Annotated in this window: 17 protein-coding genes; 12 read left to right on the forward strand and 5 right to left on the reverse strand. The window is 62.1% G+C overall.

All coding sequences use genetic code 11. The features are described 5' to 3' along the window. The first annotated feature begins 7 nt into the window (after window positions 1-7). The 3 genes from hisG (at window position 8) to hisC (ending at window position 3,143) form a co-directional block, all read left to right on the forward strand. Window positions 8-643, forward strand: coding sequence for an ATP phosphoribosyltransferase (gene hisG, locus IFT44_RS05515; RefSeq protein WP_185794044.1), 636 nt, complete (start codon window positions 8-10; stop codon window positions 641-643). A 125-nt stretch (window positions 644-768) separates the two neighbouring features. Continuing rightward, window positions 769-2,097, forward strand: a complete 1,329-nt coding sequence (hisD, locus tag IFT44_RS05520) for a histidinol dehydrogenase (RefSeq protein ID WP_192057678.1) — start codon at window positions 769-771, stop codon at window positions 2,095-2,097. A 2-nt stretch (window positions 2,098-2,099) separates the two neighbouring features. Further along, window positions 2,100-3,143: a histidinol-phosphate transaminase gene (gene hisC, locus IFT44_RS05525; protein WP_192057677.1), complete on the forward strand. Its 1,044-nt coding sequence runs from the start codon at window positions 2,100-2,102 to the stop codon at window positions 3,141-3,143. Between the two features lie 158 nt (window positions 3,144-3,301). On the opposite strand, the gene IFT44_RS05530 is transcribed toward hisC, so the two are convergent. Both IFT44_RS05530 and algW read right to left on the reverse strand, forming a co-directional pair. Continuing rightward, window positions 3,302-4,126: a hypothetical protein gene (locus IFT44_RS05530; RefSeq protein ID WP_192057676.1), complete on the reverse strand. Its 825-nt coding sequence runs from the start codon at window positions 4,124-4,126 to the stop codon at window positions 3,302-3,304. A 301-nt stretch (window positions 4,127-4,427) separates the two neighbouring features. Then, the gene (gene algW, locus IFT44_RS05535; RefSeq protein ID WP_122479491.1) at window positions 4,428-5,591 is read right to left on the reverse strand and encodes a Do family serine endopeptidase AlgW; all 1,164 of its coding nucleotides are present in this window, start codon (window positions 5,589-5,591) and stop codon (window positions 4,428-4,430) included. Between the two features lie 114 nt (window positions 5,592-5,705). Between algW and IFT44_RS05540 the strand changes: the two genes are divergently transcribed. The 4 genes from IFT44_RS05540 to IFT44_RS05555 all read left to right on the forward strand — a co-directional run bounded on the left by IFT44_RS05540 (window position 5,706) and on the right by IFT44_RS05555 (window position 14,325). Then, window positions 5,706-6,464 carry a Nif3-like dinuclear metal center hexameric protein gene (locus tag IFT44_RS05540; RefSeq protein WP_122479490.1) on the forward strand — a complete coding sequence of 253 codons (759 nt, stop codon included), beginning with the start codon at window positions 5,706-5,708 and terminating at the stop codon, window positions 6,462-6,464. A 260-nt stretch (window positions 6,465-6,724) separates the two neighbouring features. After that, window positions 6,725-7,642 (forward strand): sulfate adenylyltransferase subunit CysD, encoded by a 918-nt coding sequence (gene cysD, locus IFT44_RS05545; protein ID WP_122479489.1) that lies wholly within the window; start codon window positions 6,725-6,727, stop codon window positions 7,640-7,642. Window positions 7,643-7,656: 14 nt separating this feature from the next. Then, entirely contained in the window at window positions 7,657-9,555 is a 1,899-nt protein-coding gene (gene cysN, locus IFT44_RS05550; protein ID WP_192175551.1) for a sulfate adenylyltransferase subunit CysN, read from the forward strand. Between the two features lie 147 nt (window positions 9,556-9,702). Further along, a complete protein-coding gene (locus tag IFT44_RS05555; protein WP_192175552.1) occupies window positions 9,703-14,325 on the forward strand; it encodes a hypothetical protein in 4,623 nt (1,540 codons plus the stop codon). Between the two features lie 79 nt (window positions 14,326-14,404). On the opposite strand, the gene IFT44_RS05560 is transcribed toward IFT44_RS05555, so the two are convergent. After that, window positions 14,405-14,842, reverse strand: coding sequence for a YhcB family protein (locus tag IFT44_RS05560; RefSeq protein WP_049860598.1), 438 nt, complete (start codon window positions 14,840-14,842; stop codon window positions 14,405-14,407). A gap of 140 nt (window positions 14,843-14,982) precedes the next feature. Here IFT44_RS05560 and IFT44_RS05565 point away from each other — a divergent pair, with 140 nt between their 5' ends. From IFT44_RS05565 to zapE, 3 genes are all read left to right on the forward strand, one after another. Further along, window positions 14,983-15,612: an alpha/beta hydrolase gene (locus IFT44_RS05565; protein WP_192175553.1), complete on the forward strand. Its 630-nt coding sequence runs from the start codon at window positions 14,983-14,985 to the stop codon at window positions 15,610-15,612. 34 nt (window positions 15,613-15,646) lie between these two features. Then, window positions 15,647-16,996, forward strand: a complete 1,350-nt coding sequence (locus tag IFT44_RS05570) for a tryptophan--tRNA ligase (protein ID WP_192175554.1) — start codon at window positions 15,647-15,649, stop codon at window positions 16,994-16,996. 85 nt (window positions 16,997-17,081) lie between these two features. After that, window positions 17,082-18,176: a cell division protein ZapE gene (zapE, locus tag IFT44_RS05575; protein WP_122479484.1), complete on the forward strand. Its 1,095-nt coding sequence runs from the start codon at window positions 17,082-17,084 to the stop codon at window positions 18,174-18,176. A gap of 165 nt (window positions 18,177-18,341) precedes the next feature. Here the strand turns inward: zapE and IFT44_RS05580 are convergent, their stop codons facing one another. Together IFT44_RS05580 and IFT44_RS05585 are read right to left on the reverse strand one after the other, a co-directional pair. Next, complete coding sequence (locus tag IFT44_RS05580; protein ID WP_192175739.1) at window positions 18,342-19,238, reverse strand: GlxA family transcriptional regulator; 897 nt, start codon at window positions 19,236-19,238, stop codon at window positions 18,342-18,344. A 289-nt stretch (window positions 19,239-19,527) separates the two neighbouring features. Then, the gene (locus IFT44_RS05585; protein ID WP_192175555.1) at window positions 19,528-20,568 is read right to left on the reverse strand and encodes an NADP(H)-dependent aldo-keto reductase; all 1,041 of its coding nucleotides are present in this window, start codon (window positions 20,566-20,568) and stop codon (window positions 19,528-19,530) included. 251 nt (window positions 20,569-20,819) lie between these two features. On the opposite strand from IFT44_RS05585, the gene rplM reads away from it, so the two are divergent. Together rplM and rpsI are read left to right on the forward strand one after the other, a co-directional pair. After that, window positions 20,820-21,248, forward strand: coding sequence for a 50S ribosomal protein L13 (rplM, locus tag IFT44_RS05590; protein ID WP_043186791.1), 429 nt, complete (start codon window positions 20,820-20,822; stop codon window positions 21,246-21,248). A gap of 14 nt (window positions 21,249-21,262) precedes the next feature. Then, window positions 21,263-21,655 carry a 30S ribosomal protein S9 gene (rpsI, locus tag IFT44_RS05595; protein WP_192175556.1) on the forward strand — a complete coding sequence of 131 codons (393 nt, stop codon included), beginning with the start codon at window positions 21,263-21,265 and terminating at the stop codon, window positions 21,653-21,655. Window positions 21,656-21,742: the final 87 nt, after the last annotated feature.

The raw sequence follows: 21,742 nt of genomic DNA on the forward strand, positions 1-21,742 counted from the left end.
GTTTCCCATGTTGACCATTGCGCTGTCCAAAGGCCGCATTCTTGACGATACATTGCCGCTCCTGGCCGAGGCGGGCATCGTGCCCACCGAGAACCCGGACAAGAGCCGCAAGCTGATCATTCCCACGACCCAGGACGATGTACGCCTGCTGATCGTGCGCGCCACCGACGTGCCGACCTACGTCGAGCATGGTGCCGCCGACCTGGGTGTCGCCGGCAAGGACGTCCTGCTCGAATACAGCGGCCAGGGCCTGTACGAGCCCCTCGATCTGCAGATCGCCCAGTGCAAGCTCATGACGGCCGGCGCCATCGGCGCGGCCGAGCCAACCGGTCGGCTGCGTGTGGCCACCAAGTTCGTCAACGTTGCCAAGCGCTACTATGCCGAGCAGGGCCGCCAGGTCGATATCATCAAGCTCTACGGTTCCATGGAACTGGCGCCACTGGTGGGCCTGGCCGACAAGATCATCGACGTGGTCGACACCGGCAATACCCTGCGTGCCAACGGCCTGGAGCCCCAGGAACTGATCGCCCACATCAGCTCCCGGCTGGTGGTGAACAAAGCCTCCATGAAGATGCAGCACGCCCGCATCCAGGCGTTGATCGACACCCTGCGCAAGGCAGTGGAGTCGCGACACCGCGACTGATGCACCTGCGCAGGTCTGCAACCTGCGCCCGTCTATCCGCATCATAGCCAAATAACTCAAGTGCCCATGTGGATCGATTGGTAATCTATCGGCGCTTGAGCAATTGCCATTATTTGAGGCCCGCCATGACCGTTTCCACTGCTATTCGCCGACTCGATGCCACTGATCCGGACTTCGCCCGCCATCTGGACCATCTGTTGAGCTGGGAAAGTGTGTCAGATGACTCGGTCAATCAGCGCGTGCTGGACATCATCAAGGCCGTGCGCGAGCGGGGCGACGCCGCGCTGGTCGAATTCACCGAGCGCTTCGATGGCCTGCAGGTCGCCTCGATGGCCGACCTGATCCTGCCGCGCGAGCGTCTCGAACTGGCCCTCACACGCATTACCGATGTGCAGCGCAACGCTCTGGAAACCGCCGCCGAGCGGGTGCGTCTCTACCATGAGAAGCAGAAGCAGGATTCCTGGAGCTACACCGAAGCCGACGGCACGGTGCTCGGCCAGAAGGTCACACCACTGGACCGCGCCGGCCTGTACGTGCCCGGCGGCAAGGCCTCCTACCCGTCATCGGTATTGATGAACGCCATTCCGGCAAAAGTGGCGGGCGTTACCGAGGTGGTCATGGTCGTGCCCACGCCCCGAGGCGAGGTCAACGAGCTGGTGTTGGCAGCGGCCTGCATTGCCGGCGTCGACCGAGTGTTCACTATCGGCGGCGCCCAGGCCGTTGCGGCCCTGGCCTATGGCACCGAAAGCGTGCCGCGCGTGGACAAGGTCGTGGGCCCCGGCAATATCTACGTGGCGACTGCCAAGCGCCATGTGTTCGGCCAGGTCGGTATCGACATGATCGCTGGCCCCTCGGAAATTCTGGTGGTCTGCGACGGCGGCACCGATCCGGACTGGATCGCCATGGACTTGTTCTCCCAGGCCGAACATGACGAAGACGCCCAGGCCATTCTGGTCAGCCCCGATGCCGAGTTCCTCGACAAGGTCGCGGCCAGTATCGACAAGTTGCTACCGACCATGGAACGCGCCGAGATCATCAGTACCTCGATCAATGGCCGGGGCGCGCTGATCAAGGTCCGGGACATGCAGCAGGCGATCGAGGTGGCCAACCGAATTGCCCCGGAACACCTGGAGTTGTCGGTCGAAGACCCGCAGGCCTGGCTGCCGCAGATCCGCCATGCGGGTGCCATCTTCATGGGGCGTCACACCAGCGAAGCGCTGGGCGACTACTGCGCCGGCCCCAACCACGTGCTGCCGACTTCGGGCACCGCGCGTTTTTCGTCGCCTTTGGGTGTCTACGATTTCCAGAAGCGTTCGTCGATCATCTTCTGCTCGGAGCAGGGCGCTTCCGAGCTGGGCAAGACCGCTTCCGTGCTGGCTCGCGGCGAGTCCCTGAGCGCACACGCCCGCAGCGCCGAATACCGTATCCAACCCGATCTGGCAAAAGGGGAATGAGCATGAGCAGATTCTGGAGTCCCTTCGTCAAGAACCTGGTGCCCTATGTGCCCGGCGAGCAGCCCAAGGTTGCCAACCTGGTCAAGCTCAACACCAACGAGAACCCCTACGGCCCATCGCCCAAGGCGATCGAGGCCATGCGCGCCGAGCTGGGTGACGCCCTGCGTTTGTACCCGGATCCCAACAGCGACCTGCTCAAGCAAGCCGTGGCGGACTATTACGGGGTGCAAACCAACCAGGTGTTCCTGGGCAACGGCTCGGACGAAGTGCTGGCGCACATCTTCCACGGCCTGTTCCAGCATGACCAGCCGCTGTTGTTCCCGGACATCAGCTACAGCTTCTATCCGGTCTATTGCGGCTTGTACGGTATTGCCTTCGAGGCGGTGCCGCTGGACGAGCAATTCCAGATCCGGCCACAAGACTACGCCAGGCCCAACGCCGGGATCATCTTCCCCAACCCGAACGCACCCACTGGCTGCCTGTTGCCGCTCGACGCGGTCGAGCAGATTGTTCAGGCCAGCCCGGACTCGGTGGTGGTGGTGGATGAAGCCTACGTCGATTTCGGCGGTGAAACCGCGATCACCCTGGTCGATCGCTATCCGAACCTGCTCGTCACCCAGACTGTCTCCAAATCCCGTTCGCTGGCCGGCCTGCGGGTAGGGCTCGCGGTCGGCCACCCGGACCTGATCGAAGCGTTGGAGCGCATCAAGAACAGCTTCAACTCCTATCCGATCGACCGAGTGGCGGTCGCCGGCGCCGCCGCAGCGTTTGCCGACAAGGCCTACTTCGAAGACACCTGCGCCAAGGTGATCGCCAGTCGCGAAAAACTGGTGCAAGGGCTGAATGAACATGGATTCGAGGTACTGCCCTCGGCAGCCAACTTCATCTTCGCCCGCCACCCCGAACAGGACGCTGCAGCCATTGCCGCCCGCTTGCGCGAAAAGGGCGTGATCGTGCGCCATTTCAAGCAGGAACGCATCGCGCAATTCCTGCGCATCAGCATCGGTACTTCGGAACAGAACCAGGCGTTGCTGGATGCCCTGTGAGCAAGAAGATAAAAGCGGCTGGGCTGAACAAGCCGCTTGACCGGCAGACTTCCCTGGTCGGTTAGACTGCCGGTATAGGGCGCGGGACAGCAGGATAAGTTGTCAGCCGGCTAATGCTTCGCACAAGACCTGAGTGCTGCCGGCAGTGTGTTCATCGCCTAGCGTTTTTTCAAGGAGAATGACCCGAAACGGATACGAGGCCCCGTAAGTGTGATTGACAAGGTGTTCTGAGTAGCCGTGAAGGGTATTGGCGCTATCGACTCACTGGACGTGATATCTGTGTTGGGGACCCCACCACTGCCCGATATCGCGCCGAAGGCGAAGTTTTCCTCCTCGCCTATAGGATTGATGAAGGGCATCACCGTATAGGTAATCACGTAATGACTGCCAGGTTCGATGCGAGTGACCAACTGGCTGACGCGTTGGCCGTTGGCCAGTTGCACGCCGCCGTGCTGCCACTCGCCCCCTCCTCTCCAGTCCGTATTCGGACGCTCGAAGTGGCTATCCTTGATGAGTTCGTCGGGATTGGGAAAGTCATCGACGAGGCTGGGACTCCAGAACTGTACAGGGGTGCTTGCTTCAGAGCTGATTACGACTTCCAGATGAGTCGTCGCCGGTTGGGTTACATGTTCGAGCTCGTATACGAACGCGCCTGTCCTCAGGTAGAAGCTTGCCACCTCTATATCGTTTTCCTTGATGACGACACGGCCGACTTCAGCCACTGCTTGGGTAGCCTTTGATGAGCTATTTAACGCCAAGGCAATCATTCTGAACGTGTACTGTTTGGCTCTCGCTTCTATGGTCACTCCCTGCCTGATGCTGGCCTGATTGACCAGAATCGCGCCAGGCGGTGAAGAGGTGCAGTTGGCGGGGTCCCCTTTGTCGTCCGTGATCCAGTGGGTGAAACCTTGTTCGAACTCTGCGTTCTGTAACAGATTTCCTGGCAGCGCCAGAGGTGTGGTCGTAGGCGTTATGTTAGTCATGATCCATTTTCTCCGTGTGTGTGGCAAGAAAACAGGCTAGCTACGATTGTATGTTCCTGGGTAACTATCTTTTTACAAGCAAAACAGGAGTGATCTTGTATTTTCAGACCGCAGTGGGCTTTTCGCTAAACGCCGGGCGGCCAAGATAATTATCAGGTGAGCGTAATAATCATGAGTATGACGTTCGATACTTCTGCGCGAATAAAAACTTCGAGCGTGTATAGGTGTGTTACATCTGATAGAAATGACGTGACCGAGCTTGCATGCGATAGCCAACCGCCATCCGTTTTTCACTGCATCCCTACTTCTCCTCCTTCTTCACCGCCGCCGGCGCTGGTGGGGGGCGCAGGCCCACTTCGGCGTTGAGGGTGAGTTCCTTGCCCTTGCGCATCACCTGGATGGCGATCCGGTCGCCGGGCTTGGTGCGGGCGACCTGGTTCATCGAGCGGCGACCATCGCCGGCCGGCTCGCCATTGATGCTGAGGATGACATCGCCCAACTGCAGGCCGGCCTTGTGGGCCGGGCCGCCTTGAAACACTCCGGCGACGACGATGCCTGGCCGATCCTTGATGCCGAACGACTCCGCCAGCTCCTCGGTCATCGGTTGTACTTCGATGCCCAACCAGCCGCGGATCACCTGGCCATGTTCGATGATCGACTTCATCACCTCCAGCGCCAGCTTGGTCGGGATTGCGAAGCCGATGCCTTGCGAGCCGCCGGACTTGGAGAAGATGGCCGTGTTGATACCGGTCAGGTTGCCGTTGGCATCCACCAGCGCGCCGCCGGAGTTGCCGGGGTTGATCGCCGCATCGGTCTGGATGAAGTCTTCGTAGGTATTGAGGCCCAGCTGGTTGCGGCCGGTGGCACTGATGATGCCCATGGTCACGGTCTGGCCGACGCCGAACGGGTTACCGATGGCCAGCGCGACGTCGCCGATACGGATGCCGTCGGAGCGGCCGATGGTGATTGCTGGAACGTTCTTCAGATCGATCTTGAGCACCGCCAGGTCGGTCTCCGGATCGCTGCCGATTACCCGAGCCAGGGTCTCCCGGCCGTCTTTCAGGGCCACCACGATCTGGTCGGCGCCAGCTGTCACATGGTTGTTGGTGAGCAGGTAGCCTTCGGGGCTCATGATCACCGCCGAGCCCAGACTCGACTCCCAGCGCCGCTGCTTGGGCAGGTTGTCGCCGAAGAAACGCCGGAACTGTGGATCTTCGAACAGCGGGTGGGCACCTTTGTTGACCGCCTTGGTGGTGTACAGGTTGGCCACGGCGGGCGCTGCGATGGCTACGGCGTCGGCGTAGGACACCGGACCCTGGATGACGCTGGCGCTTTGCGGCGCCTGCTGCAGGTTGACGTCCTGGCTGGGCAGGCCGACCCATTGCGGAAAGCGCAGGATCACCAGCAGGGCGATCAATATGCCGGTCAACAGTGGCCAACCGAAGAAGCGCAAGGCCTTGAACATGGGAACGATCCTGAAGGGTAGCGGGGGGCTGTTTCTTAGGCGCGCAGGGGCGCCATAATGGCCGGCATTATACGGGCGCTCGCGCCGCGCTGAACTGCCTTTGTGGAGACTTTCATGGCTGTGGCACTGAACACGTTGGTCGAAGAAGCCGACCGTTACCTGAGCAGCACGAAGATCCAGGATTACTGCCCCAATGGCTTGCAGGTGGAAGGTCGCCCGCAGGTCATGCGCATCGTCAGTGGCGTGACGGCTAGCCAGGCGTTGCTCGATGCCGCGGTGGATGCCAGGGCCGATCTGGTGCTGGTGCACCATGGTTATTTCTGGAAGGGCGAAAACCCCTGCGTGGTCGGCATGAAACAGCGGCGGCTGAAGACCTTGCTCAAACACGATATCAGCTTGCTGGCCTACCACCTGCCGCTGGATCTGCACGCCGAAGTGGGCAACAACGTGCAGCTGGCGCGGCAGTTGGAAATCACCGTGGAAGGGCCGCTGGATCCGGCGGACAGCCGGGTCGTGGGGCTGATCGGTTCATTGCCCGAGCCCATGCATCCGCGCGACTTCGCCCGTCGCGTGCAGGAAGTGCTGGGCCGCGAACCGTTGCTGATCGAAGGCAGCGAAAAGATTCGCCGCGTCGGCTGGTGCACCGGCGGCGGCCAGGGTTACATCGACCGGGCGATCGCGGCCGGTGTGGACCTGTTCATCAGCGGCGAGGCTTCCGAACAGACCGTTCACAGTGCCCGCGAGAACGACATCAGCTTCATCGCCGCCGGCCATCACGCCACCGAACGCTACGGTGTGCAGGCGCTGGGTGAGTACCTGGCGCGGCGCTTCGCGCTCGAGCATGTGTTCATCGACTGCCCCAATCCTGTCTGATCGGTGGACGGAGGTGCCTGATTCGCGGGCAGAGCCCGCTCCCACAGTGCTCATAGTGATCTTGTGGGAGCTGGGCCGGTGGGATCGAGTCGGCTGGCAAGCCTCTGCCCGCCAAACACGAAACCCTCCAAACCACGAGGTATATTGATATACCCCTTCGATCTAACCACTCCCGATGACCAAACCGGACGCCGTGTTAAAGTGCCCGGCTCGAACACGGCCCGCAGGCCGTCCATAAAGACTGTATTCCGTGAGTAGCCATGGTCGACAAACTGACGCATCTGAAACAGCTGGAGGCGGAAAGCATCCACATCATTCGTGAGGTGGCCGCTGAGTTCGATAACCCGGTGATGTTGTATTCCATCGGCAAGGACTCGGCCGTGATGCTGCATCTGGCGCGCAAGGCCTTCTTCCCCGGCAAGCTGCCGTTCCCGGTGATGCACGTCGACACCCAGTGGAAGTTCCAGGAGATGTACAAGTTCCGCGACCGCATGGTCGAGGAGCTGGGCCTGGACCTGCTGGTACACGTCAATCCCGAAGGCGTGGCGCAGGGCATCAACCCCTTCACCCACGGCAGTTCCAAGCACACCGACATCATGAAGACCCAGGGCCTCAAGCAGGCGCTGGACAAGTATGGCTTCGACGCCGCCTTCGGTGGCGCTCGCCGCGACGAAGAGAAGTCGCGGGCCAAGGAGCGGGTCTACTCGTTCCGTGACAGCAAGCATCGCTGGGACCCGAAGAACCAGCGTCCGGAGTTGTGGAACGTCTACAACGGCAAGGTCAACAAGGGCGAATCGATCCGCGTATTCCCCTTGTCGAACTGGACCGAGCTCGACATCTGGCAGTACATCTACCTGGAAGGCATCCCGATCGTGCCGCTGTACTTCGCCGCCGAACGCGAAGTGATCGAGAAGAACGGCACGCTGATCATGATCGACGACGAGCGCATTCTCGAGCACCTCAGCGAGGAAGAGAAGGCCAGCATCGTCAAGAAGAAAGTGCGTTTCCGTACCCTTGGCTGCTACCCATTGACGGGCGCGGTGGAGTCCGAGGCGCAGAGCCTCACCGACATCATTCAGGAAATGCTCCTGACGCGAACGTCCGAGCGCCAGGGCCGTGTCATCGATCATGATGGCGCCGGTTCCATGGAAGACAAGAAACGTCAGGGCTATTTCTAGAGCAGGGTCAGAACATGTCGCACCAATCCGAATTGATCAGCGAGGACATCCTCGCCTACCTTGCTCAGCACGAACGCAAGGAACTGCTGCGCTTCCTCACCTGCGGCAACGTCGACGACGGCAAGAGCACCCTGATCGGGCGCCTGCTGCACGACTCCAAGATGATCTACGAAGATCATCTGGAAGCCATCACCCGCGACTCGAAGAAATCCGGCACCACGGGTGAGGAAGTCGACCTGGCGTTGCTGGTCGACGGCCTGCAGGCCGAGCGCGAGCAGGGCATCACCATCGATGTCGCCTACCGTTACTTTTCCACGGCCAAGCGCAAGTTCATCATTGCCGACACCCCGGGCCACGAGCAGTACACGCGCAACATGGCCACCGGCGCGTCCACCTGCGACCTGGCGATCATCCTGGTCGATGCCCGCTACGGTGTGCAGACCCAGACCCGTCGACACAGCTACATCGCGTCCCTGCTGGGCATCAAGCACATCGTCGTGGCCATCAACAAGATGGACCTCAAGGGCTTCGATGAGGGCGTGTTCGAGCAGATCAAGGCCGACTACCTGAAGTTCGCCGAGGCCATCAGCCTGCAGCCGACCACCTTGGCCTTCGTGCCGATGTCGGCGCTCAAGGGCGACAACGTGGTCAACCGCAGCGAACAGTCGCCGTGGTACAGCGGCCAGACCCTGATGGAAATCCTCGAAACCGTGGAGGTGGCAGCCGATCGCAACTTCAACGACCTGCGCTTCCCGGTGCAGTACGTCAATCGGCCGAACCTGAACTTCCGCGGCTTCGCCGGTACCCTGGCCAGCGGTATCGTGCACAAGGGTGATGAAGTGGTCGTCCTGCCATCGGGCAAGAGCAGCCGGGTCAAGTCCATCGTCACCTTCGAAGGTGAGCTGGAACACGCCGGCCCTGGCCAGGCGGTCACCCTGACCATGGAAGACGAGATCGACATCTCTCGCGGCGATCTGCTGGTGCATGCTGCCAACGTGCCGACCGTCTCCGACAGCTTCGAAGCCATGCTGGTGTGGATGGCCGAAGAGCCGATGCTGCCCGGCAAGAAATACGACATCAAGCGGGCCACCAGCTACGTGCCGGGCTCGATCGCCAGCATCGTCCACAAGGTCGACGTGAACACCCTGGCCGAAGGGCCGGGCAGCGCGCTGCAGCTCAACGAAATCGGCAAGGTGAAGGTGTCGCTGGACAGCGCCATCGCTCTGGACGGTTACGACAGCAACCGCACCACCGGTGCGTTCATCATCATCGACCGTCTCACCAACGGCACCGTCGGCGCCGGCATGATCATCGCGCCGGCCGCCGTCAGCCAGGGTGGCAAGGTTCATGGTCGCTCCGCCCATGTGACCACCGACGAGCGCGCCCAGCGCTTCGGCCAGCAACCGGCGACCGTGCTGTTCAGCGGTCTTTCGGGTGCGGGCAAGAGCACCTTGGCCTACGCCGTGGAACGCAGACTGTTCGACATGGGCCGTGCGGTATTCGTGCTCGATGGGCAGAACCTGCGACATGACCTGAACAAGGGCCTGCCACAGGACCGCGCCGGGCGCACCGAGAACTGGCGCCGTGCCGCTCACGTGGCGCGGCAGTTCAACGAAGCGGGCCTGGTGACTCTGGCCGCCTTCGTTGCGCCGGACGCCGCCGGCCGCGAGCAGGCACGCGACCTGATCGGTGCCGATCGGCTGGTGACCGTCTACGTCCAGGCCTCGCCTCTGGTCTGCCGCGAACGCGATCCACAGGGCCTGTACGCCGCCGACCAGGACAACATCCCCGGCGAGTCCTTCCCGTATGACGTGCCGCTGAATGCCGATCTGGTGATCGACACCCAGGCCTCGTCGGTGGATGAAGGGGTCAAGCAGGTGCTGGAGCTGCTGCGCAGCCGCGGCGCGATCTAAGCCCTCGGCCTTCTGGAACCGCAGGAGCGGACAGCGTCCGCTCCTGCATCCGGGTTCCGGTCTTTTCAGCCTGCCTTATCTGTCTACCACCCTTCGAGGCCAAGGGTAGCGCCTGCTAGGCGCTCATTTGTCTCGAAGGACCGACCCATGCTTGAACTCCTTTCCCTGAGTGGCGAAGTGGCCAAGGCTGCGCCACTGGCCAGCAGCGTGAGCAAACATTTCTGCTCTCGGCCCACCCTGCGCCAGGTCGCCAGCAATATCCTCGCCAGCGAGCTGTCGGCGCGATACCCCGACCTGGCACTGGACGTCGACCGCCTGCAGCTGCTCGAACCGCTGGCCACCCAGGCCAGGCCCAATGCCCCCGCTGTGCATGAGGCCCAGCGCTACCGTCGGCTGGCGCTGATTGATGTGCTGATCGACCGTTACATCCATACCCAGCAGCTCCGGCTGATTCAAGGCTATCACCTGCTCGCACATGAGCCGCTGGGCTCGCCCCCGTCGGCCCTGCCGGTGGCCCTGGTGCAGGTGCAGGGCATCGTCAACGAGTGGGGCCCGCAGATCATTACCACCTACAGCCAGGCACTGTGCGATTACTGGGACCAGGTCCAGGCAGACGGCAGCGATCGCTGGCATTGGCTGGCCTTGGCGCTGCAGTCGCGTCTGAAGGCCAGTATCGAGCGGGACAAAGCTGCCGGACGCCTGGACAGCGAGCAACTGGCGGCGGCCTCGTTGCTGGCGGCGATGCCCACCGCCAGCCTGCGCGCCAGGCATGAAGGTGACCCGATTCAGGCCAGCCTGATCCGCGTGCATGCGACGGGTGCCGGCCTGCAGCGGGAAGCCGAGCTGACCCACGCGCTGGTCATCCGCCGTCGCCTCGGCCTGCAGGGGCGCGAGGTCGTGCTGCTCTACACCCCCGTCAATGGCTTGGAGGGCTTTGCCAACCTGCAGGCGCTGGCGGATGCCTTCGCCGGTCACATGGGCCGCGAATTCACCGGCTCGGCCTTGGAATTGGCCCTGTATACACCCAACGGCGATATCTTCGAAGCGCAGGCACAGGCGATTCTCGAGCAGCAACTCAATGCCTTGCAGACCCTGGGCGCCTATTGCCAGCAACAACGCCTGGGCACTCGAGCGCTAACGGAGGGCTGCGAAAGCATCACCAGCCTGTTCGACCTCGACACTGCCCAGGAACGCGCCCGGCTACAGGCGCTTCACAGCGCACTGCCGCAGTGGCTCCGAGCTGCCAGTCTGACCCAGCGTCGCGCGTTCTCCCTGTACCTGGCGGCGTTGGCGATGGTGCGCGATGAGCAGAAAGGCGCATCGTTCCTCGATGCCATACCCACGCTTGAATCCTTTGCCCGGACGACCCTGGTCGAACAGATAGATGCCGACCATCCCGGCCAGCCGCTGGCCGACCTCGACGACGTTCAAGTGCACATTCTCACCGTGCCCAATGCGCAATTGAGTCTGATCAATGCCGGCGACATGGCCCTGGAAGATCAACAGATCAGCCTTGCCGAACTGGCTCTGTTCAACCTGTCGGGCCGCCCCCGCGGGCACCTGCTGATCAGGCCTCGCGCGGGTGCGTTGCTGCCGGACTGGGTCGATACCACCGCCATCGAAGCCCTGGTAACTCGCGCCGATGTAGGCGGGCGTTACCTGAAGCTGCTGAATCGGCAACTGCTCGAAGACCCCGTGCAGGCCCCACGTCGCCAGGAGCTGTTCACCCGGCAACTGGCCTATCAGTTGCCGTTGCTGGCGTTGGAGAACACCATCCGCGGTGAGCACGGCTTTACCGAACGGGGATGGCTGTATGTCGAACAGGTCATGAATGGCTTGGGTGACCTGGATGTCGACGGGCATCGTATCGGCCTTCGCAGCCTGGGTTTCCTGCCGGCACCGGGCATGAACGTCGATGTCGTGTGCAACATGTATGTATTCGGCGCATTGGACGGCAGCGGGGTGCAGGTGCTCTACCGACCCTTGTTCAAACCTTGCTTGAGCCAATACACCAGCGCTGCCGCGCTCATGGCCGCGATCAGCGAACCGGGCGATCTGCAGCGCAGCGTACTGGACTGGTTGGGCGAGGGCGCTCGTGCGCGCTATGCCAGCGGCGGCTTTCGCGAGCCGCATCTGCTGCGTTTCGCGCAGGGTTCGGATTTCGCCCCGATCAGCACGCCGGTCCCCGCAGCGCTGCAACTCACAGACATCTCCCCACCGTTGCTCGAGCACCTGTACCGCAGCAACGTACAGGCCTTGATCAACGTCGCGGACCGTCGATCGGTATCCAGCGAGGAAAGTCGCTGGATCGGGTTTCAGGCGCTCGGCTGGACGCTGTTCAACGCCTTGTTGCCGGTCCTCCCCGGACCGCTGGCCACGGCGGGCTGGCTGGTGCAGGCGATGGCCGCGACGAACGTCACGCTGATTGCGCAGGCTGCGGGGGATTCTGCCGCGGTCGATGATCAGATGTTCGACCTGCTGTTCAACATCGCCCTGGTCCTGCTGGCCCATGACGCTGGCCAGACGCCGACCGGTCGAGGTTTCGGCCAGCCTGCGGCAGGCCGGCAGAACACTGCGCCGGTCCGCAGTACCTGGGCGGCACCGCGCGATGCCATCGCCCACTCCGAAGGCACGCTGAGCTTTTCCTGGACGAGTGCGCAACATCGGCTCGGCACTGATCAGATCAAGGCTCTGGCGGCCTATCGCACCACACCGGGGCCAAGCATGACGCCGCCATTGGCGCACGGTCGCTATCAAGGCCTGCAGTTGGACGGCGAGCGTTGGTTGCTGGCCCTGGACGGCCACTTCTATGAGGTGGCTGCCGACGAAGACCAGTTGCGCATAGTCGACGGCAAACGCCCGCAGCGCCCGGGGCCCTGGCTGGCGCGAGACGAAGTGGGACGCTGGCGCCTGGACCTGCGCTTGCGTTTGCGCGGCGGCGGGCCCAAGCGTCGCATCGCGGCCTTGCGTGCCAGCAACCAGGCGCTGATGGTGTCCTACAACGCTGAAGTCGTGGCTTTCAACCAGCAGCGTGCAGGCTTGCACCAACGTGTCGACCGGGTGCTCGGCAAGCTTGGACGTGCCATGCAGGCCGGGGACAGCGAACGTCTGACCGGTCTGCGCGAGGCCCTGAGCGAGGCCACCGAAAGCTACCTCGGGGCCTTGCGCACGGTGCTGCGTGCCAGCAAGAAACTCAGTGAACTGGACCCCTATGCCGATCGTTCGAAGGAGCAGGCCGGGGCGCTGTTCCAACTGTGTGAACTGGCCCAGGAGGAGATCGTCAATCTGCGCTACAAGAGCATCGCGTATCGGGACCAGGCCGACCGGCTGCCGGCGACACTCGACGCCTCGGATCTCGATACCGTACAGTCCGCCGCGTTCTTCGACTTCGTGGCCGACAGCACCGAGGTGATGGATAAACAGATACAGCTGAGCAAGGAGCTGGCCGATTGGAAACGCCAGCTTCAGCGTATGCCCCTCGAAGGCGAGGCCGCCCTGAAAAAGCTCAAGGTGGACTGGATACAGGAGTTGTCGATACAGCGCTGGATCGGTCTGCTGGTCGACGGTCTGGCACTGACCTGCATCCGCAAGATCCCTGCGTTGCAGGAAGCCGAGCGGATCATGGAGTCGGTGGCCGGGCCCGTGCGGTTGGCCGCGCAAACCCATGCAGCCCTCGAGGAGAGCGCCAGCTACAACCTCAATGACCGCGTCGAAGTGCTCAACAGCCTGGACTTGCAGTATGAAGCGGCCCAGCAGGCACTGACCCTGCATGGCGAGCTGCTGGGAGAGCAGTTGCATCGTCCGGCGTTCGACCGCCTGGCCGCGCTGATCGCCGAGCTGCGCGACGATGCGCAGGCGTCGCTGGTGCCATTGGTTCGCGAGCAGCTCAGGATGACCCGCAAGCAGCGCCAGCAGGTGCGCCACAAAAACCTGTACATGACCCACCGTCGAGGCTTGGTGGTCGGCCAGCGACGGCCCAAGCTCAAACCCTCGGACAGCGACATCATCGATGTCATCGATCCGATCGAGAAAAAGGTCGTCGCCTCCTTCGGCAAGGATCTGGCCGAAGGCAACTGGCGTCAGCTTGATGTGGCGCCTGCGCCCCGGCCACGTGCAGTGGCGACGTCGGTCAATGCCGCGGTTCGTCGCGGCAACCGGTTGCTGCAGGGCGCCGACAGTGCGCTGAAGCAAGCCTGGAAACAGGCCGAAAAAGACTACCTGCCGGGCGAGGTCGAAGATCAACTCACCCTCTATGCTCGCCAGCTTGACGACAGCGCCGACGCCGTCGAGCAGCAGCTCACCCGGCACAATGCGGTAGACCAGGCCACCAGCCAGCACGCGTCGGCCCATGGCCGCGCCCAGTTGTTCCGCGACAAGGCCGGGCAACTCGTCAAGGACGGCAGGCTGATTCGTATCCACATGATCAAGCGCCAGGCGCCCACGGCTGCGCGGGTCGACTACCTCTACCGCGAGCAGGCCGTGCGCATCAGCCGCGTGGGCGGGCGCAGCAAGCTCAAGCGCTCGTCGGGTTTCCTCGAGGAATACCTGATTGCCGACACCACGGGAACGCCGTTGTGGTACGCGCATTTTCACTACCGAGAGCTCCGCACGCCCCGCGATCAATACACCACTGCGCATCTGAAAACCGTGGAGCAGCGCTTCGATGGCGTGGAACGGCAGAAGGCCGATGAAGCTGCCGGACGCGAGGTGATCGGCATTCTGCGTCGGGAGATCAAGGCGCCTTGCGACGAGGTGTACCTGAGCCTGTAGGAGCACGAGGCCCTGCAGCAGGCATAAAAAAAGCGGGACCTGAAAACAGGGCCCGCTTCTTGATAGGCGCCAGTGAAACCTACTTGCGCTTCAACCCATACTGCTCGTCCAGCATGCCAGGCGAGTTCGCTGCCTTGGGTGCGTAGTCGCGAGGCGGCTCGGCGTCGCGTGGTGGCGTGAGGCGCTCGCGGTGAGGCTGCGGGGCGTCCGAGTGCAGGGCGGCCAGCAGGCGCTGACGGGTAAGCTCGTCCAGGGCCAGACGGTCGGCGCCTTCGGCCAGGTGATCCTGCACTTCCTGATAGCTCTGGGTCAGTTTCTTGACCAGGATCGCGGTGCTGTTGAAGTGGGTGACCACTTCGTTCTGATAGGTGTCGAAACGTTCCTGGATGTCATCGAGCTGACGCTGCGTGCCATTGGGTACGGCGCGAGGCGCCAGGCGTGCGACGGCAAAACCGATGACCACACCGACCACCAGGGCCAGGGTCGGCAACAACCAAACTAAGAGCGAGAGTTCCACGAGTCCTTCCTCTATAAACGGCTTTGCTTTACGTTAACGGCTCGGACCTGCGCTGTATACCGCGCGCTTGCGCAAATTCGCAGGACGCAATCTTTCCAGCTAGACGAGTCGACCCTTCTTGAGGTCACGGAGTTCATCACTTGCTCATCCGCGAAACCGCAGTTTTCATCGACGGCCCCTCGGGCTCACTCGAAGCGTTGTACCTCGACACCGCCGATGCCACCGGCATCGCGTTGATCTGCCACCCCAATCCGGTACAAGGCGGGACCATGCTCAACAAGGTGGTGTCCACCTTGCAACGCAGCGCGCGCGACGTCGGCCTGTCGACCCTGCGCTTCAACTACCGGGGCGTGGGCGCCAGCGCAGGCAGCCATGACATGGGCACGGGGGAGGTCGACGATGCCCAGGCCGTGGCTGCCTGGCTGCGAGCGAAACACCCCGAGCTGCCGCTGACGATTCTGGGCTTTTCATTTGGCGGTTTCGTTGCAGCCACCCTGGCAGGTCGTCTGGAAGCCCAGGGCGAGGCGGTGAAGCATCTGTTCATGGTCGCTCCTGCGGTGATGCGGATGACTGAAAGCCTGCCGCAACAGGCCACGTTGACCGTGATCCAGCCGGACGCCGACGAAGTGGTTGATCCGCAGCTGGTCTACGACTGGTCCGACAACCTCGATCGCCCCCATGAGCTGCTGAAAGTGGCAGAATGCGGGCACTTTTTTCACGGCAAGCTGACCGACCTCAAGGATCTGCTGCTGCCGCGCCTTTCGAACTGATGCCTGTCCACGGCCCCTGAACAAGAACCGACCCATGACCACTCGTATCCTGACCGGTATCACCACCACTGGCACGCCTCACCTGGGCAACTACGCCGGGGCCATTCGCCCGGCGATCGTTGCCAGTCGGCAGAGTGACGCCGACTCGTTCTATTTCCTGGCCGACTATCATGCCCTGATCAAATGCGATGACCCGCTGCGCATTCAGCGCTCGCGTCTGGAAATCGCCGCCACCTGGCTGGCATCGGGCCTGGACGTGGAACGAGTGACCTTCTACCGGCAGTCCGATATTCCGGAAATCCCCGAGCTGACCTGGTTGTTGACCTGCGTTGCTGCCAAGGGCCTGCTCAACCGTGCCCACGCCTACAAGGCCTCGGTCGACCACAACGTCGCCGCCGGGGAAGACCCGGATGCCGGCATTTCCATGGGTTTGTACAGCTATCCGGTGCTGATGGCCGCCGACATCCTGATGTTCAACGCGCACAAGGTGCCGGTCGGTCGCGACCAGATCCAGCACGTGGAAATGGCCCGCGACATCGGCCAGCGCTTCAACCATTTGTTCGGCAAGGGCCGCGAGTTCTTCGTCATGCCCCAGGCCTTGATCGAGGAAAGCGTCGCCACCTTGCCAGGCCTGGACGGGCGCAAGATGTCCAAGAGCTACGACAACACCATTCCGTTGTTCACCAGCGCCAGGGACATGAAGGATGCGATCTCGCGCATCGTCACCGACTCGCGCGCCCCAGGCGAGGCGAAGGATCCGGACAGCTCGCACCTGTTTACCCTGTTTCAGGCGTTCGCCACGCCCGAGCAGAGCGCCGAGTTCCATGCCGCGCTGCGTGAAGGGCTGGGCTGGGGCGAAGCCAAGGCGCGTCTGTTCAGCCTGCTCGATGCCGAGCTGGGCGAAGCGCGCGAACGCTATCACCACTTCATCGAACGCCCGGCCGAACTGGAAGACATTCTCCTGGCGGGCGCTGCGAAAGCGCGTGCCGTCGCCACGCCTTTCCTGGGTGAGCTGCGTGAAGCGGTGGGGCTGCGCTCTTTCCGCGAGCAGGTCCAGGTGACCACGGCAGGCAAGAAGAAAGCCGCCAAGACCGCACGTTTCGTCAGCTTTCGTGACGACGATGGCAGCTTCCGCTTCCGCCTGCTCGATGCCAGCGGCGAACAACTGCTGCTGTCGCGCAGCTTCCCCGACGGCAAGGCAGCCGGGCAGGTCAGCAAGCAACTGCAACAAGGTAATGAACTGGACATCCGCAGCGATGCCGAAAGCTTCACGCTGTGGCTGGACGACACCTGCGTGGCCGACGGCCCGTCGTTCACCACGGCAGAAGCGCGCGATACCGCCGTCCAGGCGTTGCGCCAGGCGCTGCAACCTCAAGGGGAGTGATGCGACACGCTGTCGCAAAGCTCATTGCCATTATCCTGGGCCGTCGCTACAGTGACGGCCCGTTTTTGTTGCCTTGCTAACGAATATGACGCCCCTAGAACGATACCAAGCCGATCTCAAACGTCCCGAATTCTTCCACGACGCCGCCCAGGAAAATGCCGTCCGCCACCTGCAGCGTCTGTACGACGACCTGGTCGCTGCCGGCACCAGCAAGCCAGGCGTGTTCGGCAAGCTGTTCGGCAAGAAGGAACCCAAGCTGGTCAAGGGGATTTACTTCTGGGGCGGCGTTGGCCGTGGCAAGACCTACCTGGTCGACACCTTCTTCGATGCCTTGCCGTTCGAGCAGAAGGTGCGCACGCACTTTCACCGTTTCATGAAGCGCGTGCACGAGGAGCTGAAAACCCTCAAGGACGTGAAAAACCCGCTGACGGTCATCGCCAAGCGCTTCTCCGACGAGGCGCGGGTGATCTGCTTCGATGAATTCTTCGTTTCCGACATCACCGATGCAATGATTCTCGGCACCCTGATGGAAGAGCTGTTCAAGAACGGCGTGACGCTGGTGGCGACTTCCAACATCGTGCCCGATGGCTTGTACAAGGATGGCCTGCAGCGAGCGCGTTTCCTGCCGGCGATCGCGCTGATCAAGGAGCATACCGAGATCGTCAACGTCGACAGCGGCGTCGACTATCGCCTGCGCCACCTGGAACAGGCCGAGCTGTTCCATTCGCCGCTCGATGAGGCCGCTCAGGCCAGCATGCGCGAAAGCTTCAAGGCGCTGACGCACAACAGCACCAAGGTGGTCGAGAACGATCCCTTGATGATCGAGAACCGCGAGATCCGTGCGCTGCGCACCTGCGATGACGTGGCCTGGTTCGAATTCCGCGAGCTGTGCGATGGCCCGCGTAGCCAGAACGACTACATCGAGTTGGGCAAGATCTTCAACGCCGTGCTGCTCAGCGGTGTCGAGCAGATGAGCGTGACCACCGACGATATCGCTCGCCGCTTCATCAACATGGTCGACGAGTTCTACGATCGCAACGTGAAGCTGATCATCTCGGCCGAAGTGGAACTCAAGGACCTGTACACCGGTGGGCGTTTGAACTTCGAGTTCCAGCGCACCTTGAGCCGACTGTTGGAGATGCAGTCCCACGAGTTCCTGTCGCGCGCGCACAAGCCCTGACATACCGCAGCGTCTGGTTCGCGGCCGCTGACCGCTCCTACAAAATTCCTGCTTGGCACGGACTTGTGTGGGAGCGGTCCGATGTTGCGCCCTTCACGGCCGCTGACCGCTCCAACAATTCCCGGTAGGAGCGGTCAGCGGCCGCGAAGCGCACGGCGCTGTCGTTCAGGCCTCCTGCATGAACTGCTGGCGATAGCCGTTGGGCGACAGTTCGGTGTGCTGGCGGAACAGCCTGGCGAAGAAACTGGCATCGTCGTAGCCCACCTCGTAGCTGATGGTCTTGACGCTCTTGCGGGTACCCGACAACAGCCCCTTGGCGGTTTCGATGCGCAATCGCTGCAGGTAGTGCAGCGGCTTGTCACCGGTGGCGGCATGGAAGCGACGCATGAAGTTGCGAATGCTCATGCCGCGTTCGCGTGCGACATCTTCGAAGCGGAATTTCTCGGCGAAATGCTCTTCCAGCCATTGCTGTATATGCAGGATCGGCACGTCGCGATGCAGCTTCTGCCCGCCGAAGCCGATGCGTCCCGACGTATAGCTGCGCTGCACCTCGTACAGGGTATCGCGCGAGACCGCCTGAGCCACGTGGGCGCCACAGAACCGCTCGATCAGGTGAATGTACAGGTCACAGGCCGATACCGGTCCGCCGGCGCAGAACAGGTTGTCGGCGTCGGTCAGGTGCTTGTCCTGATTGAGCCGAACGCTTGGAAAGCGCTGTCTGAATTCCTCGAAGAAACGCCAGTAGGTAGTCGCCTCCTTGCCGTCCAGCAAGCCACTGGCGGCCAGCCAGAACACGCCGCTCGCCTCGCCGCACAGCACAGCGCCGCGCGCGTGTTGAGCGCATAGCCAGGGCAGCACCTGAGGGTAGCGCGCGGCAGCGCTGTCGAAGTCGCCCCAGCAGGCAGGCAGGATGATCAGGTTGGCATCTTCGAGGCCACCGTCCACGGGCAGCATGACGTCACTGAAACTGCACACCGGTAGCGCGTCCGGGCTGACCAGGCGTGTTTCGAAGAGGGCGTGGCGTTCCAGGCCCATCTGCTTGCCATAACGCAGGCTGGCCATGTGGAAGAAGTCCTTGGCTTGCATCAGGGTCGAGGCCATGACCTGGTCGGTGGCCAGAATGCAGACGCGCCGCAGCGCGGGCGTGTGGGGCGTGAAGATCATGATTTTATTCTTGTGGGGTGAAAGCGGTCAGGATATGGCCGAAGCGTCATCGGGTTCAAGCGAGGTCGAGAATGGGGCGGCGTTGATTGCATCGCGGCCGCTGACCGCTCCTGCGAAAGATCCATACGATCCGGTAGGAGCGGCCAGTGGCCGCGAAGAGGTCATCATGAACGGCAACGATCGAACATCAGGGCGCCGGATTCGGCTGCGCCTTATGGATCGCCTCGATACCCGCCAGCACGTCTTCGGACAGCACCAAATCAATGCTCGCCAGGTTGCTGTCCAATTGCTCCAGCGAGGTCGCGCCAATGATGTTGCTGGTCACGAACGGCTGCGCGGTGACGAAGGCCAGAGCCATCTGCGCCGGGTCCAAACCATGTTCGCGGGCCAGCTCTACGTAGCGGCTGGTGGCAGCGACCGCCTGCTCATTGGCATAGCGGGTAAAGCGGCTGAACAGCGCCAGACGACTGCCAGCCGGCCGCGCGCCGTTCTCGAACTTGCCCGAGAGCATGCCAAACGCCAGGGGCGAGTAGGCCAGCAGCCCGCACTGCTCGCGGATCGCCACTTCGGCCAGGCCTACTTCGAACGTGCGGTTGAGCAGGTTGTAGGGGTTCTGGATGGACACCGGGCGGGGCAGGCTGCCGCTGTCGGCCAGGCCCAGGAACTTCATCGTGCCCCATGGGGTTTCGTTGGACAGCCCGACATGCCTGATCTTGCCGGCCTTGACCTGCTCGTCGAGCACCTGCAGGGTTTCCTGCAGCGGGGTATCGAGCTGATCCTGGGTGTGCTGGTAGCCCAGCTTGCCGAAGAAATTGGTGCTGCGCTCCGGCCAGTGCAACTGATAGAGATCGATCCAGTCGGTCTGCAACCGCTGCAGGCTGGCGTCCAGCGCCGCAACGATATGCGCGCGGTCGAACTTCAGCTGGCCATCGCGGATGTGGCTGATGCCATTGCCGGGGCCTGCGATCTTGCTGGCCAGGATCCAGTCGGCGCGGTCGCCCTGGCGCTTGAACCAGTTGCCGATCACCCGCTCGGTGGCGGCATAGGTTTCCGGGCGCGGGGGCACCGGGTACATTTCTGCGGTGTCGATGAAATTGATGCCGGCCGCCTTGGCCCTTTCTATCTGCGCGAAGCCTTGCTCCTCGGTGTTCTGCTCGCCCCAGGTCATGGTGCCCAGGCACAGCGCGCTCACGTTCAGATCGGTACGTCCCAGCTGGCGATAGTGCATCGGTGACTCCTCTTGGCAAAGGAATCATAAAAGCAGGTTGATATTTTTTTCGCAATCTGGATAATTCGGCCCCTCTCTGCGAAGTGGAAGTGATGCCCCGCCTCCCGGAAGAATTTTGCCGTGTATGTGACGCGAAGACCCGAGCCCCCCAAAAGTGTCCCGTGCCCGGCTGCCTTTGACTTGTCAAAGTAAGCACTATTCAGTAAGATCCGCCGTCTCTTTTTGCTGGGCGGCCCCTGAGGCTATAAAGAATGAAAACTTTTACTGCTAAACCGGAAACAGTAAAGCGCGACTGGTTCGTCGTTGATGCTGCTGGTCAGACCCTGGGTCGTCTGGCTACAGAAATCGCGAGCCGTCTGCGTGGCAAGCACAAGCCTGAGTACACTCCTCACGTTGACACCGGCGACTATATCGTCGTCATCAACGCCGAGCAGGTGCGTGTCACTGGTGCCAAGACCACTGACAAGATCTACTACTCCCACTCCGGTTTCCCGGGCGGTATCAAGTCGATCAACTTTGAAAAGCTGATCGCCAAGGCGCCTGAGCGCGTGCTCGAGACCGCGGTCAAGGGCATGCTGCCCAAGAACCCGCTGGGTCGCGACATGTACCGTAAGCTGAAAGTCTATGCGGGCGCTGCTCACCCTCATACTGCTCAGCAGCCCCAAGAACTGAAGTTTTAACGGAATAGTTCATTATGTCGGCGACTCAAAATTACGGCACTGGCCGTCGCAAGACCGCAACCGCTCGCGTTTTCCTGCGTCCGGGCACCGGTAAGATCTCCATCAACAATCGCACTCTGGAAACCTTCTTCGGTCGCGAAACTGCCCGCATGGTAGTTCGTCAACCGCTGGAGCTGACCGATAACACCGAGAAGTTCGACATCTACGTCACCGTTATCGGTGGTGGTGTCAGCGGTCAGGCTGGTGCGATCCGTCACGGTATCACTCGTGCACTGATGGACTACAACGAAGCACTGCGTCCGGCCCTGCGTAAAGCAGGCTTCGTGACTCGCGATGCTCGTGAAGTTGAACGTAAGAAAGTCGGTCTGCGTAAAGCGCGTAAGCGTCCGCAGTACTCGAAGCGTTAATTCGCGTCTTCGTTCCAGAAAAAACCCGGTTCTCGCGAGCCGGGTTTTTTTTCGCCCGTCAATCCTTGGGAGGCGCTGGTACACTGC

It is taken from the genome of Pseudomonas sp. CFBP 13710 (assembly GCF_014842235.1).
Lineage (GTDB): Bacteria > Pseudomonadota > Gammaproteobacteria > Pseudomonadales > Pseudomonadaceae > Aquipseudomonas > Aquipseudomonas baltica.

Excerpts from the sequence above, each read along its gene's own strand:
- hisG (WP_185794044.1), top strand. The coding sequence starts at position 8 with ATGTTGACCATTGCGCTGTCCAAAGGCCGCATTCTTGACGATACATTG.
- hisD (WP_192057678.1), top strand. The coding sequence starts at position 769 with ATGACCGTTTCCACTGCTATTCGCCGACTCGATGCCACTGATCCGGAC.
- hisC (WP_192057677.1), top strand. The coding sequence starts at position 2,100 with ATGAGCAGATTCTGGAGTCCCTTCGTCAAGAACCTGGTGCCCTATGTG.
- IFT44_RS05530 (WP_192057676.1), bottom strand. The coding sequence starts at position 4,126 with ATGACTAACATAACGCCTACGACCACACCTCTGGCGCTGCCAGGAAAT.
- algW (WP_122479491.1), bottom strand. The coding sequence starts at position 5,591 with ATGTTCAAGGCCTTGCGCTTCTTCGGTTGGCCACTGTTGACCGGCATA.
- IFT44_RS05540 (WP_122479490.1), top strand. The coding sequence starts at position 5,706 with ATGGCTGTGGCACTGAACACGTTGGTCGAAGAAGCCGACCGTTACCTG.
- cysD (WP_122479489.1), top strand. The coding sequence starts at position 6,725 with ATGGTCGACAAACTGACGCATCTGAAACAGCTGGAGGCGGAAAGCATC.
- cysN (WP_192175551.1), top strand. The coding sequence starts at position 7,657 with ATGTCGCACCAATCCGAATTGATCAGCGAGGACATCCTCGCCTACCTT.
- IFT44_RS05555 (WP_192175552.1), top strand. The coding sequence starts at position 9,703 with ATGCTTGAACTCCTTTCCCTGAGTGGCGAAGTGGCCAAGGCTGCGCCA.
- IFT44_RS05570 (WP_192175554.1), top strand. The coding sequence starts at position 15,647 with ATGACCACTCGTATCCTGACCGGTATCACCACCACTGGCACGCCTCAC.
- zapE (WP_122479484.1), top strand. The coding sequence starts at position 17,082 with ATGACGCCCCTAGAACGATACCAAGCCGATCTCAAACGTCCCGAATTC.
- IFT44_RS05580 (WP_192175739.1), bottom strand. The coding sequence starts at position 19,238 with ATGGCCAGCCTGCGTTATGGCAAGCAGATGGGCCTGGAACGCCACGCC.
- IFT44_RS05585 (WP_192175555.1), bottom strand. The coding sequence starts at position 20,568 with ATGCACTATCGCCAGCTGGGACGTACCGATCTGAACGTGAGCGCGCTG.
- rplM (WP_043186791.1), top strand. The coding sequence starts at position 20,820 with ATGAAAACTTTTACTGCTAAACCGGAAACAGTAAAGCGCGACTGGTTC.
- rpsI (WP_192175556.1), top strand. The coding sequence starts at position 21,263 with ATGTCGGCGACTCAAAATTACGGCACTGGCCGTCGCAAGACCGCAACC.